Source organism: Foetidibacter luteolus (assembly GCF_009650435.1).
GTDB classification, from domain to species: Bacteria; Bacteroidota; Bacteroidia; order Chitinophagales; family Chitinophagaceae; genus Foetidibacter; species Foetidibacter luteolus.
Map to the genome: position 1 here is coordinate 55765 of NZ_VVIP01000003.1, position 13764 is coordinate 69528.

The window sequence follows — 13764 nt, forward strand, 5'->3', positions numbered from 1 at the left end:
ATATCTTTCATTAAAAATCATTTGGACATGAAAAAGATATTCTTCCTGTTGCTGGTAGTTTGTGCTGCCTCATCAAGCGTTGATGCGCAGCGTTATGCCATTATAGATACCAAGTTTATCTTAGATAAAATACCCGAATACAAAGACGCCGAAAAAAAATTACAGCTTGTTAGCGAGCAATGGCAGAAAGATATTGACCAGCGCCAGGCCGACCTTGACAAGATGTACAAGGATTATGAAGCCGAGCAGTTTATGCTGAGTGATGAACTGAAAAAGAAAAGGGAGGATGAACTGTTTAACAAAGAAAAGGAGTTGAGGGATTTACAGAAAAAACGCTTTGGGTATGAAGGGGATTTGTTTAAGGAAAGGCAGAAACTGGTAAAACCGATACAGGACAGGGTTTATAATGCCGTGCAAAAGATAGCGGTGGCAAGATCGTACGATTTTATTCTGGATAAAAGTGAAGGAATTACTGTTATCTTTGCCGACCCTAAATTAGACAAGAGCCAGGATGTATTGAGTGAACTTGGAATAAAGAATCTCTAAGGTTTGAGAAAGTGGCAGCGTTATTGCTAAGCTGGTTGTCTTAAAATGGTAACTCAAAAAAACAATCAATAAAACAACTAAAATCAACAATGAAAAAGGTTTTCATTTCTATGCTGTTAGCTACGAGTTTGTTTGCAGCAGGAACAACAGCAAAAGCTCAAACCACAACTGCGCCCTTGAAAATTGGTTACTTTGATTTTGAGCAAATGGTACAGGCTATGCCCGGCTATGGGGCTGTAGACACAGGCGTTGCATTGTTTGAGAGAGATTCACTTGCGTTAGAGTACCAGTTTTACCAGGATGAATTTCAACGCCTTGACAGCACTTATAAAGCAGATTCTGCCAAAGGAAAACCAAAATCTGTTTTAGATGCCATTCAGCAACAAAAGCAGCAGGTTGGTATTAACCTGGTTTACTGGCAGCAGATTTCTCAGAATAAATCTCAGCAGAAAAGGGCCCAGTTATCTCAGCCTTTGTTTGTAAAGGTAGAAGCAGCCTACAGAAAAGTACTGGCCGCTACCAAGGTAAACCTGGTATTAAAACCCGGCGCTCTTGAGTATGGAACAGACGAAAAAGCTATAGTAAACCTGTTAGTGCTGGTGGCAAAAGAGTTAAAAATACCTATGCAGCAACAGGGGGCAGGGGCTGAAGAAGAACCTGCGGCGGCGCCACCGGCTACAACCAAACCCCAGGCTAAGCCCAAACAATAATCATTTATAAGTTTTATACATAAGAACCATGCAAACCTGCATGGTTCTTTTATTTTTGGTATATGCAACAACAGGGCCCCATTGGCGTATTCGATTCCGGTTATGGCGGTTTAACCGTTTTAAAAGAAATAGTAAATACGTTACCACAATACAACTACATCTACCTGGGCGATAATGCCCGTGCTCCGTACGGCAACCGTTCTTTTGAAACCATTTATCATTACACGCTGCAATGCGTTAAATGGTTTTTTCAGCAGAGTTGTCCGCTGGTGCTTCTTGCATGTAATACTGCTTCTGCAAAGGCGTTGCGCACCATACAGCAAAAAGACCTTGCCAAAATAGATGCTTTAAAAAGGGTGTTGGGCGTTATACGGCCAACAACAGAAATAATAGGGCTGCATTCCCGTTCCGGTAAAGTGGGCATTATGGCTACCAATGGTACCGTGCAGTCACAATCGTATAAAATAGAAATTGAAAAGTTTTATCCGCAGTTGCAGGTGTACCAGCAGGCCTGCCCTTTATTGGTGCCATTAATTGAAAACGGTGAGCATGAAAATGCCGGGGCGGATTACTTTATTAAAAAATATACTGACGAACTGTTGGCTAAAGACCCTGGTATTGATACTGTTTTACTGGCATGTACCCACTACCCGCTGATACAGGATAAAATAAAAAAACTATTGCCTGTGGGTACCGAAGTATTGGCGCAGGGCAATATTGTAGCAGCCAGCCTGCAGGATTACCTGCAGCGGCACCCGGAAATGGAAAAACTTATTAACCGTGGCGGCAAATTAAAGTTTTATACTACCGATTCTACCAGTGATTTTGATGCACATGGTACCGTGTTTTTTGGAAAGCCTGTACAATCAGAACACGTAGAATTGGAAGGATAAAGCTGTATAAGATGGATGTATCGCCCCACTTGCAACTCCCATTCGCGACTTAGGATTAGGATACCAGCAACATACCTTCGTAGCATCGCCTGTTGCGTCGCAATCCTTTCATCGTTCAAATCATTGGGCGGCTTTTCAGACCCGGGTATGCTGTTGCGTGAAGACACGCACCAGGGATTACAATCTTAAAGCAACTGACAAAACTACTATGCGGGAAAAGCTGCGTAGCGAATCCAACCGCACAAGAGTGCGACGCAAGTAAAGCTCCATAGTTGTTCCTGTTGCCGGGCCCATAAAAATCTGTCTTATCGCATGCAATATCTATAGTTCCTTTAAACTATCTGATGTAGCTTCTATTGTTTTATCTAAATCTTCTTTGGTTAACGCGTTGTTGAGGAACCAGCTTTCAAAAGCCGATGGGGGCAGGTAGATGCCCCGGTTTAACATGGCATGAAAATACTTTTTAAACAGTTCGTTATTGGCAGAGGCCGCGGAAGAAAAATCGGTAACGGCATGATCGCTAAAATGTACGCTTATCATGGAGCCGAGATGATTGATAACATAGGGAATGCCGGATGCTTTTAATACCTCATCGAGACCCTGTTTAAGATAGGCCGTTTTATCGTCCAGCTCTGTTAACAACTGCGGCTGCTCTTTTAAAATAGAAAGCAATGTATAGCCGGCAATCATGGCAATTGGGTTGCCGCTTAATGTGCCGGCCTGGTATACGTTGCCTAAAGGGGCAACCACTTCCATAATATGCTTCTTACCACCAAAAGCGCCTACGGGCATGCCTGCGCCTATTACCTTGCCATAAGTAACCAGGTCTGCATCTACGCCAAGCTTTTGCTGTGCACCGCCTAAGGCAAGGCGAAAGCCGGTCATTACTTCATCAAAAATGAAAACAATGTTTTCCGCATCGCATATTTTACGGATGCCTTCAATAAAACCAGGCTTGGGCAGGATACAGCCCATGTTGCCGGCAACAGGCTCTATAATAATGGCGGCTATTTCATTTTTGTTTTGTTCAACCAGTTGTTCAACGGCTTGTAAATCGTTGTAGGCGCAGGTGAGGGTGTCGTTGCTTACACCGCCGGTAACACCGGGAACAGTTTGAATATTAAGTGTGGCCAAACCACTGCCTGCCTTAACCAGGAAACTGTCTGCATGGCCGTGGTAGCAACCCTCAAATTTGAGGATTTTATTTTTACCTGTATAGCCACGTGCTACACGAATGGCGCTCATACATGCTTCGGTGCCGCTGCTTACCATGCGTATTAAATCAACATTGGGCGCCATGCTTTTGATAAGCTCGGCCATTTTTATTTCCAGCTCTGTAGGTGCCCCGTACGAGGTGGAATAAACTGCCTGCTGCTGTATGGCTTCTACTACCGGCCCATAAGCGTGGCCTAAAATCATAGGCCCCCATGAGGCGATGTAATCTATGTATTCATTGCCATCGGCATCGTACAGGTAAGCGCCTTTGGCTTTGGATATAAACAATGGTGTTCCGCCCACGCTTTTAAATGCCCGTACCGGTGAATTAACGCCGCCGGGGATGGACTGCTGGGCCCTTTCGAAAAGTTGTATGCTTGTCTGGATCATGTGGTGAGTGGTGAGTGGTGAATAGTGAGTGGTGAGTAGTGAATGAATAGTAATAGATTGCGGTGCACCCTATTACTATTCACCATTGCCCGTTCACGATAACAACCGGGCTGCATCTTTGGCAAAATAAGTTGCGATTAAATCGGCGCCCGCACGTTTGAACGCGGTAAGGGTTTCTATAATGGCTTTGTCTTCATCCAGCCAGCCCATTTTAGCGGCGGCTTTTATCATGGCATACTCGCCACTTATGTTATACACGCTTACCGGTACCTGCACGGCATCTTTTACTTCACGCAATATATCAAGATAAGGCAAGCCGGGTTTTACCATTACAATATCGGCGCCTTCTTCTACATCCATCAGCGTTTCTTTGATGGCTTCAATACGGTTGGCGGGGTTCATCTGGTAAGTTTTTTTGTCTCCAAAACCGGGTGCGCTATCCAGTGCATCCCGAAAAGGGCCATAAAAACAGGAAGCATATTTGGCGCTGTAAGCCATTATGCCGGTATTAGTAAAACCACTTTCTTCCAGCGCTTCACGGATAGCGCCGATACGGCCATCCATCATATCGCTGGGTGCAACAAAATCAGCCCCGGCGTGTGCATGGCTGATGCTCATTTTTACCAGCGCATCAACGGTTTCGTCGTTTACAATTTCGCCGTCTTTCACAATACCATCATGGCCGTAAGAAGAGTAGGGGTCAAGCGCCACATCCGTCATTACCACCATTTCAGGAACAGCATCTTTAATAGCTTTAATGCTGCGCTGCATCAGCCCATCCGGGTTCCAGGCTTCTTTGCCGGTATTGTCTTTTAGTTCGTCTTTGCTTTTTACAAAAATCAGGATGCTCTTTAAGCCCATGCTCCATAGCTCCTTTACTTCTTTCACCGTTACATCAAGGCTGTTGCGGTAATATCCCGGCATGGATGCTATTTCTGTTTTTACATTCTGTCCTTCATCAATAAAGAGCGGCACAATAAAATCGTTGGGCGTTAACACAGTTTCCGCAACAAGACTTCTTACCGCTGCATTCTTTCTCAATATCCTGTTTCGTCTTTGTAAATACATGCTATATCTGTTTTTGAGATTTTAGTTTTTCTTCAGCCAGTCTACCGGCTTAAGGCAAACCTGCCATAATTTATCTTCTTCACTGTAGGGCTGCGGCTTGTAATCGTAATCAAACCTTACAGTGGGCGGAAGGCTCATCAGAATACTCTCGGTACGGCCATTTGTTTTAAGGCCAAATAAAGTGCCCCTGTCGTGAACAAGGTTGAATTCCACATACCGGCCCCTTCTTATTTCCTGCCAGTATTTATTGGCGGCATTCCATTGCATACCCCTGCGTTTTTTTACAATGGGCAAATAGGCTTGTAAAAAACTATTGCCGTTTGATTGCTGAAAAGAAAATAAACGGTTTGCGTCAGCCTCATCCACCGGCCGCAGGTAATCGTAAAATACGCCGCCAATACCGCGCATTTCATTGTTGCGATGGCTGTTTACAAAGTATTCATCGCATTGTTTTTTGAATTGCGGGTATAAACTTTCTCCAAAAGGTTCTATCGCGTTTTTAAGTGTTTGATGAAAATGTCTGGCATCTTCTTCAAACAGGTAGTACGGCGTTAAATCTGTGCCGCCGCCAAACCAGCGGTCTTTAACATTGTCATCCTCGTCATACAGCTCAAAGTACCGCCAGTTGGCATGTACGGTAGGTACAAACGGGTTTAACGGATGTATCACCAAACTAAGCCCGGCTGCAAACCATTTTTCTCCATCAATCTTTAACTGGTTGCGCATCTTGTCTGTTACGCGGCCATATACAACAGAAGTGTTTACCCCGCCTTTTTCCAGCACGTTACCGTTACTGATAACCCTTGTTAAACCACCGCCGCCACGTCCTTCGGCACGCTGCCATTCATCGTGGGAGAAAATGGCTTTACCATCTTCCGTTTCCAGGGCTTTGCAGATTTGTTCCTGCAGGGTATATATATATTGAATCCAGTTACCGCGAAATTCGTTTGTAGTGGTTTTGTACATTCCAACAGGAGATAGTTGATTTTCCATTGGTGAAGAATTTATTCTAAAGAACGCCTAGTTTGATAAACCAATCACTAAAAGGAGCGTATTGCTGAAGAAATGCCCCTTCTTTAAATTCAGCCATTAAGTTTAATGAGACGGTATTGTCAAAAATGAAAGAACGATAGCTTTTTGCGATGGCTTTTTTTAATAGTGCCAGGCTACGCTCATATCGTTCTAAGGCTTTTTGCCGGTTAACACGATGGCCACCTTTGGCTACCCTGCTTATAATTCTTCCATAATTGATAGCGGGATTGTTAGTAGCTATAAAGTAGAGATAAGTTTGATAACCCTTCTTATTAGCTGTTTCAATGGTAGCTATTTTGGAAGGATGTGACATTACTGTTTCAAAGCTGAAGTTTATTTTTTTCTGTAATAGCTGATGCCGGATAAAATCCGATATAAGTGATGTGAGATAAGAATTGATTAGTGAAGTTTCTACTATCAGGATGTTACTGGCTACACTTGATTTAAGCAAAATAGCTTCCTTAAATGAATCGTTGCCGATGGTAGAGGCTTTTGTAACAAATGAGTGAAATTGAGATGTTGTTGTTTTGATGGAAAAATCTTCAAAGTGCAGAAGAGGTTTCTTTTGAAGGGATGCTTCTACATCATCTGCATTAACATACACCCCAAATGAAATTAAAGGCTTTAAAGTTTCAATCAATGTTGATTTTCCTGAGCCATTTGGGCCGGCAATCATCCGCATCCTTTTTATTACCTCGCTCAATCTTTAGGATTTGGTGGTTTTTTTAATTACTTCTGTCTTCCCATCCTTATACTTTTTTACCACATTTCCATTTTCTTCTATAACAATTGGTAAACCCAAAGCAAAATTTTCGTTCCACGCACGGTCAGATGCTTTTTTGGCAAGTATGGCAAGCTCTTTTCCGGTAAGCTCTTTTTGAGGTTTCTTCATATCGCAAAGATAAAAAATTACCTGGCTAAGGCCACAATGACAACTATCACACAATTGTCATTTTAAAGGCCAGCTATAATACTACCTTAGAGAGGGAAAACCTTCACGAAGTATTTAGAAACAACGCATTTTAATACCAGCAGTGGTTTTCATGGCATCGTCCCTTGCGTCGCAATCCGTTCATCGTTCAGTTATAATGGGGACTCCAGGTTTATACAAATCTTCAAAATTTAAATTTAAACATCTTCCCAGGTAAACACTTTTCCATAAGGGCATGTACCTGATTAGGCAAGTTGCCGCAACATGCTGCATAGCGGACAAGGCGTACAAGTGAGTGACACAACCAAAGCCTCATAGTAGCAATGCAGCTAAGTACATAAAGTGAGTAGTGAATGCAAGGCTGTACATGCTACCCGCCAAATTCTTTCACCGTATCTACAAAAGCCCTCGCATGGTCAACCGGTACATTGGGCAGTATGCCATGGCCGAGGTTGGCAATATGCTGCCTGCCACCAAAGGCCTTGAGCATTTGCTTTACTTCCTGTTGAATAGTGGGGATAGGCGATAACAGCTTGGCCGGGTCAAAATTGCCCTGCAGTGTAACCTTATTGCCAGCAAACCGGCGGGCCATTTGCGGCTCTATACACCAATCTATACCAAGGCCATGAGCGCCTGTTGCAGCCATACTTTCCAGTGAATGCCAGGCGCCTTTGGCAAAGATGATGGTGGGCACTTCCTCTTTTAACGCCGCTACAATTTGCCTGATGTATTGTAAGGAGAAAGTTTCAAAATCGCCCTTGCTCAGCAGGCCGCCCCAGCTATCGAAGATCTGCACCACATCAGCGCCGGCTTTTACCTGCCCTTTCAGGTAGGCAATGGTGGTGTCGGTAATCATCTGTAGTAACTGGTGTGCAAGCGCCGGCTGGGTGTAACAGAATATTTTTGCTTCATCAAAAGTTTTACTGCCTTTGCCCTGCACCATGTAGCAAAGCAAAGTCCACGGTGCGCCGGCAAAGCCAATTAGCGGCACCCGGCCATTCAGTTGCTGCTTAATCAACTTTATAGCGTCAAACACATAGTGCAATGTTTCATCAACATCCGGTACGCGTATGCGCTGCATGTCGGCGATTGTTTTAACGGGCTCCGGCAGCAGTGGGCCTTTGCTTTCTATCAACTGCACTTCAAGCCCCATGGCTTGTGGCACAACCAATATGTCTGAGAACAAAATGGCGGCATCCACGCCTACAATATCCACGGGTTGTAGGGTAATTTCCGCGGCCAGTTCCGGGGTTTGGCAGCGCTCAAAAAAGCCATATTTTTCACGCAACCTCATGTATTCCGGCAGGTACCTTCCGGCCTGCCGCATCATCCATACTGGTGTTCGTTCTGTTGTAAGGCCGTTGAGAGTGTCTAAAAGCAATGTATTCTTAAGCTCGTTCATATGCCTTTGTGAGTGGTGAGTAGTCAGTAGTGAGTAGCTTTACCGGCTAATCATACCACTTAAAATTTTAAAAGTTTTAATAATGTTTTGGCCAAGCGGTTGAATAAACTCAAGAGAACAATAATCTAACTTATACGCTATTCCAATGGCAGTATCAATTTCAATTACTGAACCCCTTGCTATCTCATAATAACGTTTTCTTTCAGGTTCTGACTTTCTTGAACAGCCTTCGGCGATATTTAAGTGAACTGAAATAGCGGCTCTTCTTATCTGTTGAGTTAGCGCAAATTTTTCTTCCGCAGGAAATAATTTTGTTATTCTATAGCACTCAAGTGCCAATAACTGAGACTCTTTAAACACCTCCAGTTTAGTGTGTGCTAATTGCAAGAACATACATTTTATTTTATAGGGTACAAAAAAATTATAGCTTACCATTGCAGGTTCTCACTCACTATTCACCACTCACTACTCACTAAAATATTCCACCACTCTTTCCACTAAATTCTCCTGGCCGGGCCATTCGCTGGTAATAACCTCGTTGGTGCAATATGAATGAATGGTGGCTGTAGTGGTTTTTCCTATGGAAAACAAAGGAACATCTGTACGTACAGTATTGCTGGAAAAAAAGCTGTGGGCAGCCGTAGGGCTAAAGAACATCACGGCATCGTAATCTTCCTGCACATCATGTGGTGTTTGCAGCGTGTGGTAAGCAATCACTTCCTGTACCCGTATGTTATTGGTGCGCAGTGTTTCCGGCAAATCATCCAGGCGCTGGTCGCCACAGAAAAAGATAACCTCTTTAATATTCTTTGTTTCAATTATTTTACGGGAAAGTACAGACGCATTCTTACCCGTAACCAGTATGGCCTCTTCTCCAAAATATTTTACTACCGCATCTTTGGTAACACCCCCAATGCAGCATATTTTCCAGTTGGGCTTTCCGTTTACAATTTGGCCCACACTTTCCACTGAGTTCACGCTGGTAAAAGCAACGCTGATGTTTTGCAGCGCCAGTTGTTGTACCTGGTCTTTAAACTGCTGCGTGTGCAACTTTTGTATTTCTATAAAAGGCAATGCATCAATTTGTATATGGTGTACCGCGGCTTTACTTACAAATTGCGCATCAAGTACGCGGGTGCATAAAACTTTTTTATCTGGTTGCATTGCGAATGGATTCCACTATTTTTTCGCCGCCATCTGCTAACACCTGCCGGCCGGCTGTAATGCCAATATCTGTTTTCTCATGAGTGTCAAAACCAGAACAATCCATACCCATTTCTACTTCCACATGCGTTTTGCCATCCAGTGAAAAAAGGTTGCCTTTAAAAGTTAAGGTATTGCCTTTAATTTCCGCAAGCGCACTGATGGGTGTAGAGCAGCCGCCCATTAAGGTTCTTAAAAAATCCCGCTCCGCATGCACACACAAGGCCGTTGCGGCATCATGCAATACATCGCAATACTCCTTCGCTTCCACATCAGCTTCCCGGCAAACTACCATGATAGCGCCCTGGGCCGGTGCAGGTAACATCCAGTCTAACTCTATGGAATTTTGGGGGCGTAGATGAATACGTTCCAGTCCTGCCGCTGCAAAGATGGCTCCGTTCCAGTTATTTTCCTCAACTTTTTTCAGCCGGGTATTTACGTTTCCGCGTAGGTTGTCAATGCTGTGGTGCGGGTAACGATGCAGCCATTGGGCTTTGCGGCGTATGCTGCTGGTAGCTATGGTAAATGGCGAATGGTGAGCGGTGAATGATGGTGCTTGGCTATTACTAGCTATTGGCCACTGGCCATTTACAATTCCTAACTCGCCACTCACTACTTTCCACTCACCCTTATATACCAGCAAATCTTTATAAGAAGCTCTTTTTAATACAGCCGCTTGTACTATGCCCCGGGCCATTTGCGTAGGCACATCTTTCATGGAGTGTACAGCAATATCAATTTTATTGCTTAGCAGGGCCGCATCAAGTGTACGGGTAAAAATGCCTTGAACGCCAATTTCATATAAGGGCGTAACCAGGTCAATATCACCTTCACTTTTTATGTAAACCAGTTCAGTTTCAATGCCATGTTGTGCCAGTTGCTCTTTTACCAGTGTGGCTTGCCATACCGCAAGCTGGCTATCCCTGGTTCCTATGCGGAGAATCCTGTTCATATAGTGAGTGGTGAATAGTCGATGGTGAATGGTCAACAGCGGCTAATGTAATACATTCACCATTGACTATTCACCATTAACGCTAATTTGCCCCGGTAATAAAATCATTAATTGCTTCAATGTAATAGCAGCCTGGCTGGTGTTGCGTACGCATTTTAACTGCCATGTTGTTTACCACTTTTTGTATGCTGGCAATGCCCGCATTTTCAGCAACACCACAGTTGGCAGATACAGACAAGAACAGGCTGCACTGCTGCATATCCGTAAGTTTTTGCTTGATGGCCTTTAGTGCAGGAACATTCCTGCGCATGGTGTACCATTCTGCAAATTCAGCAGTATGTTCCGCTATAATAGCTTTCGCAGCCGGAACCTCAGCCATACGGTTTTGCAAGGTGGCGTCATTAATCATGGAAAGGTCATCAACATTTACCAGTTGAATGCCTGGCAGCTCTTTGGAGAGAGGGTCAATATTGTAAGGAATAGATAGGTCTATCAATATTTTATCACCACAACCGGCTATATCTTCTTTCATAACCACAGGCTGTTCCGCGTTGGTAGCTACGATTATCACATCTGCCTCTTTTACCAGTTGGGCTTTTTCGTTAAAACCGGCATAACGCAGGTTTAAAGAAGTAGCCAGTTCTGCCGCTTTGTCTTCTGTACGGTTAATAAGGGTAATGTTATTCGTCCCAAGATAATCCACCAGGTTGCGGCAGGTATTGCGGCCAATTTTGCCTGTACCCAGCAGCACAATCTTTTTGTCTTTGGCGCCGGTAAGGGTTTGGCGCAGGTATTGAACGGCGGCAAAAGAAACAGATACAGTGCCGCTGCTTAAATGGGTTTGAGATTTAATGGCTTTAGAAGACTGTAGCGCTACATTGGTAAGGCGCTCTAAAAAAGTTCCGATAAAATCATGTTCCCTCGCAAACTTAACCGCCTGTTTTAGCTGGCCCACAATTTCATAATCACCCAAAATCTGGGAGTCTAAACCCGCCGCTACATTAAACAGGTGCTCCACCGCCGCCCAGCCGTGCTTCACATACGACAAACGTTGAAAAGTTTCTATATCGCCGGCTGTTTCGCTGCAAAGCAATTGCACCAGTTCTTTGGCAGAGCCGGCAACCCCATAAATTTCGGTGCGGTTGCAGGTACTTAAAACAAAAAATTCCTGGATATTACTGTGCGAGGCCTTCTGCAAAAGAGATGTATAGTGTTCATTACCAATGGCAAAATCCCCACGTACGGAGGCGTCTGTCTTTTTATAGTTAATCCCTGCTATATAAAACTGGTTAATATTCATTCGTCTGTATCGTCAGTAATATGGATACGCAAAAGTACTCGCATCGCTCAGGTGAAGAAAAGGTTTTTTGTCATTCAAATGTCATTTCTGTTGTGTGTCTGCTGCTTCGTTTCTTTACATCGGGCTAACAGCCCTTAGCTTTTTTGGATACCAGCAATATATTTTCATGGCATCATCGTTGCGTCGCAAGCACTTCATCGTTCGGTTTTTTGTGGCATCTTTTCAGACCCGGGTAGAGAATACCGAACAAGGAACAAGGAATGTTGAATGAAGAAGGAATGCCCACCACTCGCCATTTACCTCTACCCACTCGCTTTGCCCCACTCACCATTTTAATATCGAACAAGGAACAAGGAATGTTGAATTACGAAGTAAAAGCCCCCCACTCACCACTCACTATTCACTACTCACCCCTCATCACTCACCACAAATAAACTTCAACGCTTAGCTTTGCACAACTGTAAAACGAATGAAATGGCAAAAAGAGGCATCGTACTGATGAACCTGGGCTCTCCTGATTCAACTGAAACAAAAGATGTAAAGCGTTACCTGGACGAATTTTTAATGGATGAAAGGGTGATTGACAAGCCTTACCTGTTGCGGGCACTGCTGGTTAAGGGCATTATTACGCCGTTTAGGGCGGCAAAAAGTGCCGAAGCCTACAAAACCATCTGGTGGAAAGAGGGCTCCCCGTTAATTGAGTTGACCCGACGTTTGCAAAAAGCCGTTCAGCAAAACTTTGAAGAACCTGTTGAAATAGCCATGCGGTATGGCAACCCCACGCCAAAGGCAGCATATGACAAGCTGATAAAAGAGCACCCCGGCATTGAAGAAGTAATACTGTTTCCTTTATACCCGCATTATGCCATGAGCAGCTACGAAACAGCGGTGCAATACATGAAACAGGTGCATGCCAAATACAAATACCCCTTTAAGTTAACAACGGTAGCCGCTTATTACAATAACGCGGATTATATAAATGCCCTTGCAGAAAGCATGAAGCCTTATATAGCAAAGCCTCACGACCACATCCTGTTCAGCTATCACGGCATCCCTGCAAGGCACCTCGTTAAAACAGATCCTACCAAAAGCCATTGCCTGCAATCGGCCAATTGCTGCAATTTGCCTTCTCCCGCACATGCGTACTGTTACAGGCACCAGGTGTTTGAAACTACAAAGCTGGTCACTGAACAACTCGGCATATCAAAAGATAAATACAGCATTTCGTTTCAGTCAAGGCTTGGCAAAGGCTGGCTGGAACCTTTTACAGATATACGCCTTGAGCTGATGCCAAAAGAAGGCATCAGGAACCTGTTGATTCTTTGCCCGGCATTTGTAAGCGATTGCCTGGAAACACTGGAGGAAATTGCCGAACGCGGTAAAGAAACATTCCTGGAAGCTGGCGGCGAACAATACGAAATGATACCGTGTATGAATGTGCAGCCTTTATGGGTAAGGGCGGTAACCAAACTTATTCAGCAAAAAATACAGCCTGCTGCGCTTAACGCGTAAACCATATTGCAAATAACTTATCGCTATTAACCCGGCTAATCACCATGTATTCTTATATAAAAGCCCTGCACATCATTTTTGTGGTAACCTGGTTTGCCGGCATGTTTTACATGCCACGGCTGTTTGTCTACAATACAGAAGCCGGAGAAAAAAATGAAGCGGAGCGCAACGTACTGAGGGCGCAGTTTAAAATGATGATGAAGCGCCTGTGGGTTGGTATTACCTGGCCATCCGCGGTGCTTACCCTGGTATTCGGCCCTTGGGTAATGGTTAATGGCGGATGGGATAAAATGTTGTTTTCCCCCGATGGACAATGGCTGTTGATAAAGCTTGTTTTTGTTGTACTGCTGTATGTGTACCACTTTACGCTTAACAATATTTACAAACAGCAAATGAAGGATGTGTACAAATACACTTCCCAGCAACTGCGCATCTGGAACGAAGTAGCTACTATTTTCCTGGTGGCTATTGTAATGCTGGCCGTAGTTAAGCAAAGCATCAGTTTTGTTTGGGGCCTGGTAGGCCTGGTTGCTTTTATTATCCTGTTAATGAGCGCCATTAAAATTTACAAAGCCGTAAGGGCAAAAAAATAGGCATCCCTATCTTTATA

15 protein-coding genes are annotated in these 13764 nt (G+C 44.1%); 5 read left to right on the forward strand and 10 right to left on the reverse strand.

Annotated features, from left to right (window positions below; genetic code table 11):
• Positions 1-27: 27 nt before the first annotated feature.
• The 3 genes from F0364_RS00255 (at position 28) to murI (ending at position 2149) form a co-directional block, all read left to right on the forward strand.
• A complete protein-coding gene (locus F0364_RS00255) occupies positions 28-546 on the forward strand; it encodes an OmpH/Skp family outer membrane protein (protein WP_153795753.1) in 519 nt (172 codons plus the stop codon).
• A gap of 89 nt (positions 547-635) precedes the next feature.
• Positions 636-1256 carry an OmpH family outer membrane protein gene (locus F0364_RS00260; RefSeq protein WP_153795754.1) on the forward strand — a complete coding sequence of 207 codons (621 nt, stop codon included), beginning with the start codon at positions 636-638 and terminating at the stop codon, positions 1254-1256.
• A 62-nt stretch (positions 1257-1318) separates the two neighbouring features.
• Complete coding sequence (gene murI / locus F0364_RS00265; RefSeq protein WP_153795755.1) at positions 1319-2149, forward strand: glutamate racemase; 831 nt, start codon at positions 1319-1321, stop codon at positions 2147-2149.
• A gap of 321 nt (positions 2150-2470) precedes the next feature.
• On the opposite strand, the gene hemL is transcribed toward murI, so the two are convergent.
• The 10 genes from hemL to hemA all read right to left on the reverse strand — a co-directional run bounded on the left by hemL (position 2471) and on the right by hemA (position 11642).
• Entirely contained in the window at positions 2471-3754 is a 1284-nt protein-coding gene (gene hemL / locus F0364_RS00270; protein WP_153795756.1) for a glutamate-1-semialdehyde 2,1-aminomutase, read from the reverse strand.
• 93 nt (positions 3755-3847) lie between these two features.
• Positions 3848-4822 (reverse strand): porphobilinogen synthase, encoded by a 975-nt coding sequence (gene hemB, locus F0364_RS00275; RefSeq protein WP_153795757.1) that lies wholly within the window; start codon positions 4820-4822, stop codon positions 3848-3850.
• A gap of 21 nt (positions 4823-4843) precedes the next feature.
• Complete coding sequence (gene hemF, locus F0364_RS00280) at positions 4844-5815, reverse strand: oxygen-dependent coproporphyrinogen oxidase (RefSeq protein ID WP_235920971.1); 972 nt, start codon at positions 5813-5815, stop codon at positions 4844-4846.
• Positions 5816-5831: 16 nt separating this feature from the next.
• Positions 5832-6530: an ATPase gene (locus tag F0364_RS00285; protein WP_207632442.1), complete on the reverse strand. Its 699-nt coding sequence runs from the start codon at positions 6528-6530 to the stop codon at positions 5832-5834.
• A 30-nt stretch (positions 6531-6560) separates the two neighbouring features.
• A complete protein-coding gene (locus F0364_RS00290) occupies positions 6561-6746 on the reverse strand; it encodes a hypothetical protein (RefSeq protein WP_153795759.1) in 186 nt (61 codons plus the stop codon).
• A gap of 409 nt (positions 6747-7155) precedes the next feature.
• Complete coding sequence (hemE, locus tag F0364_RS00295; protein WP_153795760.1) at positions 7156-8187, reverse strand: uroporphyrinogen decarboxylase; 1032 nt, start codon at positions 8185-8187, stop codon at positions 7156-7158.
• 39 nt (positions 8188-8226) lie between these two features.
• Positions 8227-8580, reverse strand: coding sequence for a four helix bundle protein (locus tag F0364_RS00300; protein WP_153795761.1), 354 nt, complete (start codon positions 8578-8580; stop codon positions 8227-8229).
• 72 nt (positions 8581-8652) lie between these two features.
• On the reverse strand, positions 8653-9351 hold the full coding sequence (locus F0364_RS00305) for a uroporphyrinogen-III synthase (RefSeq protein WP_153795762.1): 699 nt from the start codon (positions 9349-9351) through the stop codon (positions 8653-8655).
• Positions 9338-10342, reverse strand: a complete 1005-nt coding sequence (locus tag F0364_RS00310) for a hydroxymethylbilane synthase (protein ID WP_153795763.1) — start codon at positions 10340-10342, stop codon at positions 9338-9340. Before F0364_RS00310 ends, F0364_RS00305 begins: the two co-directional genes overlap by 14 nt.
• A gap of 82 nt (positions 10343-10424) precedes the next feature.
• Positions 10425-11642 carry a glutamyl-tRNA reductase gene (gene hemA / locus F0364_RS00315; protein WP_153795764.1) on the reverse strand — a complete coding sequence of 406 codons (1218 nt, stop codon included), beginning with the start codon at positions 11640-11642 and terminating at the stop codon, positions 10425-10427.
• A 474-nt stretch (positions 11643-12116) separates the two neighbouring features.
• On the opposite strand from hemA, the gene hemH reads away from it, so the two are divergent.
• Positions 12117-13154, forward strand: a complete 1038-nt coding sequence (gene hemH / locus F0364_RS00320) for a ferrochelatase (RefSeq protein ID WP_153795765.1) — start codon at positions 12117-12119, stop codon at positions 13152-13154.
• 44 nt (positions 13155-13198) lie between these two features.
• Positions 13199-13747, forward strand: coding sequence for a CopD family protein (locus F0364_RS00325; RefSeq protein WP_153795766.1), 549 nt, complete (start codon positions 13199-13201; stop codon positions 13745-13747).
• Positions 13748-13764 lie beyond the last annotated feature (17 nt).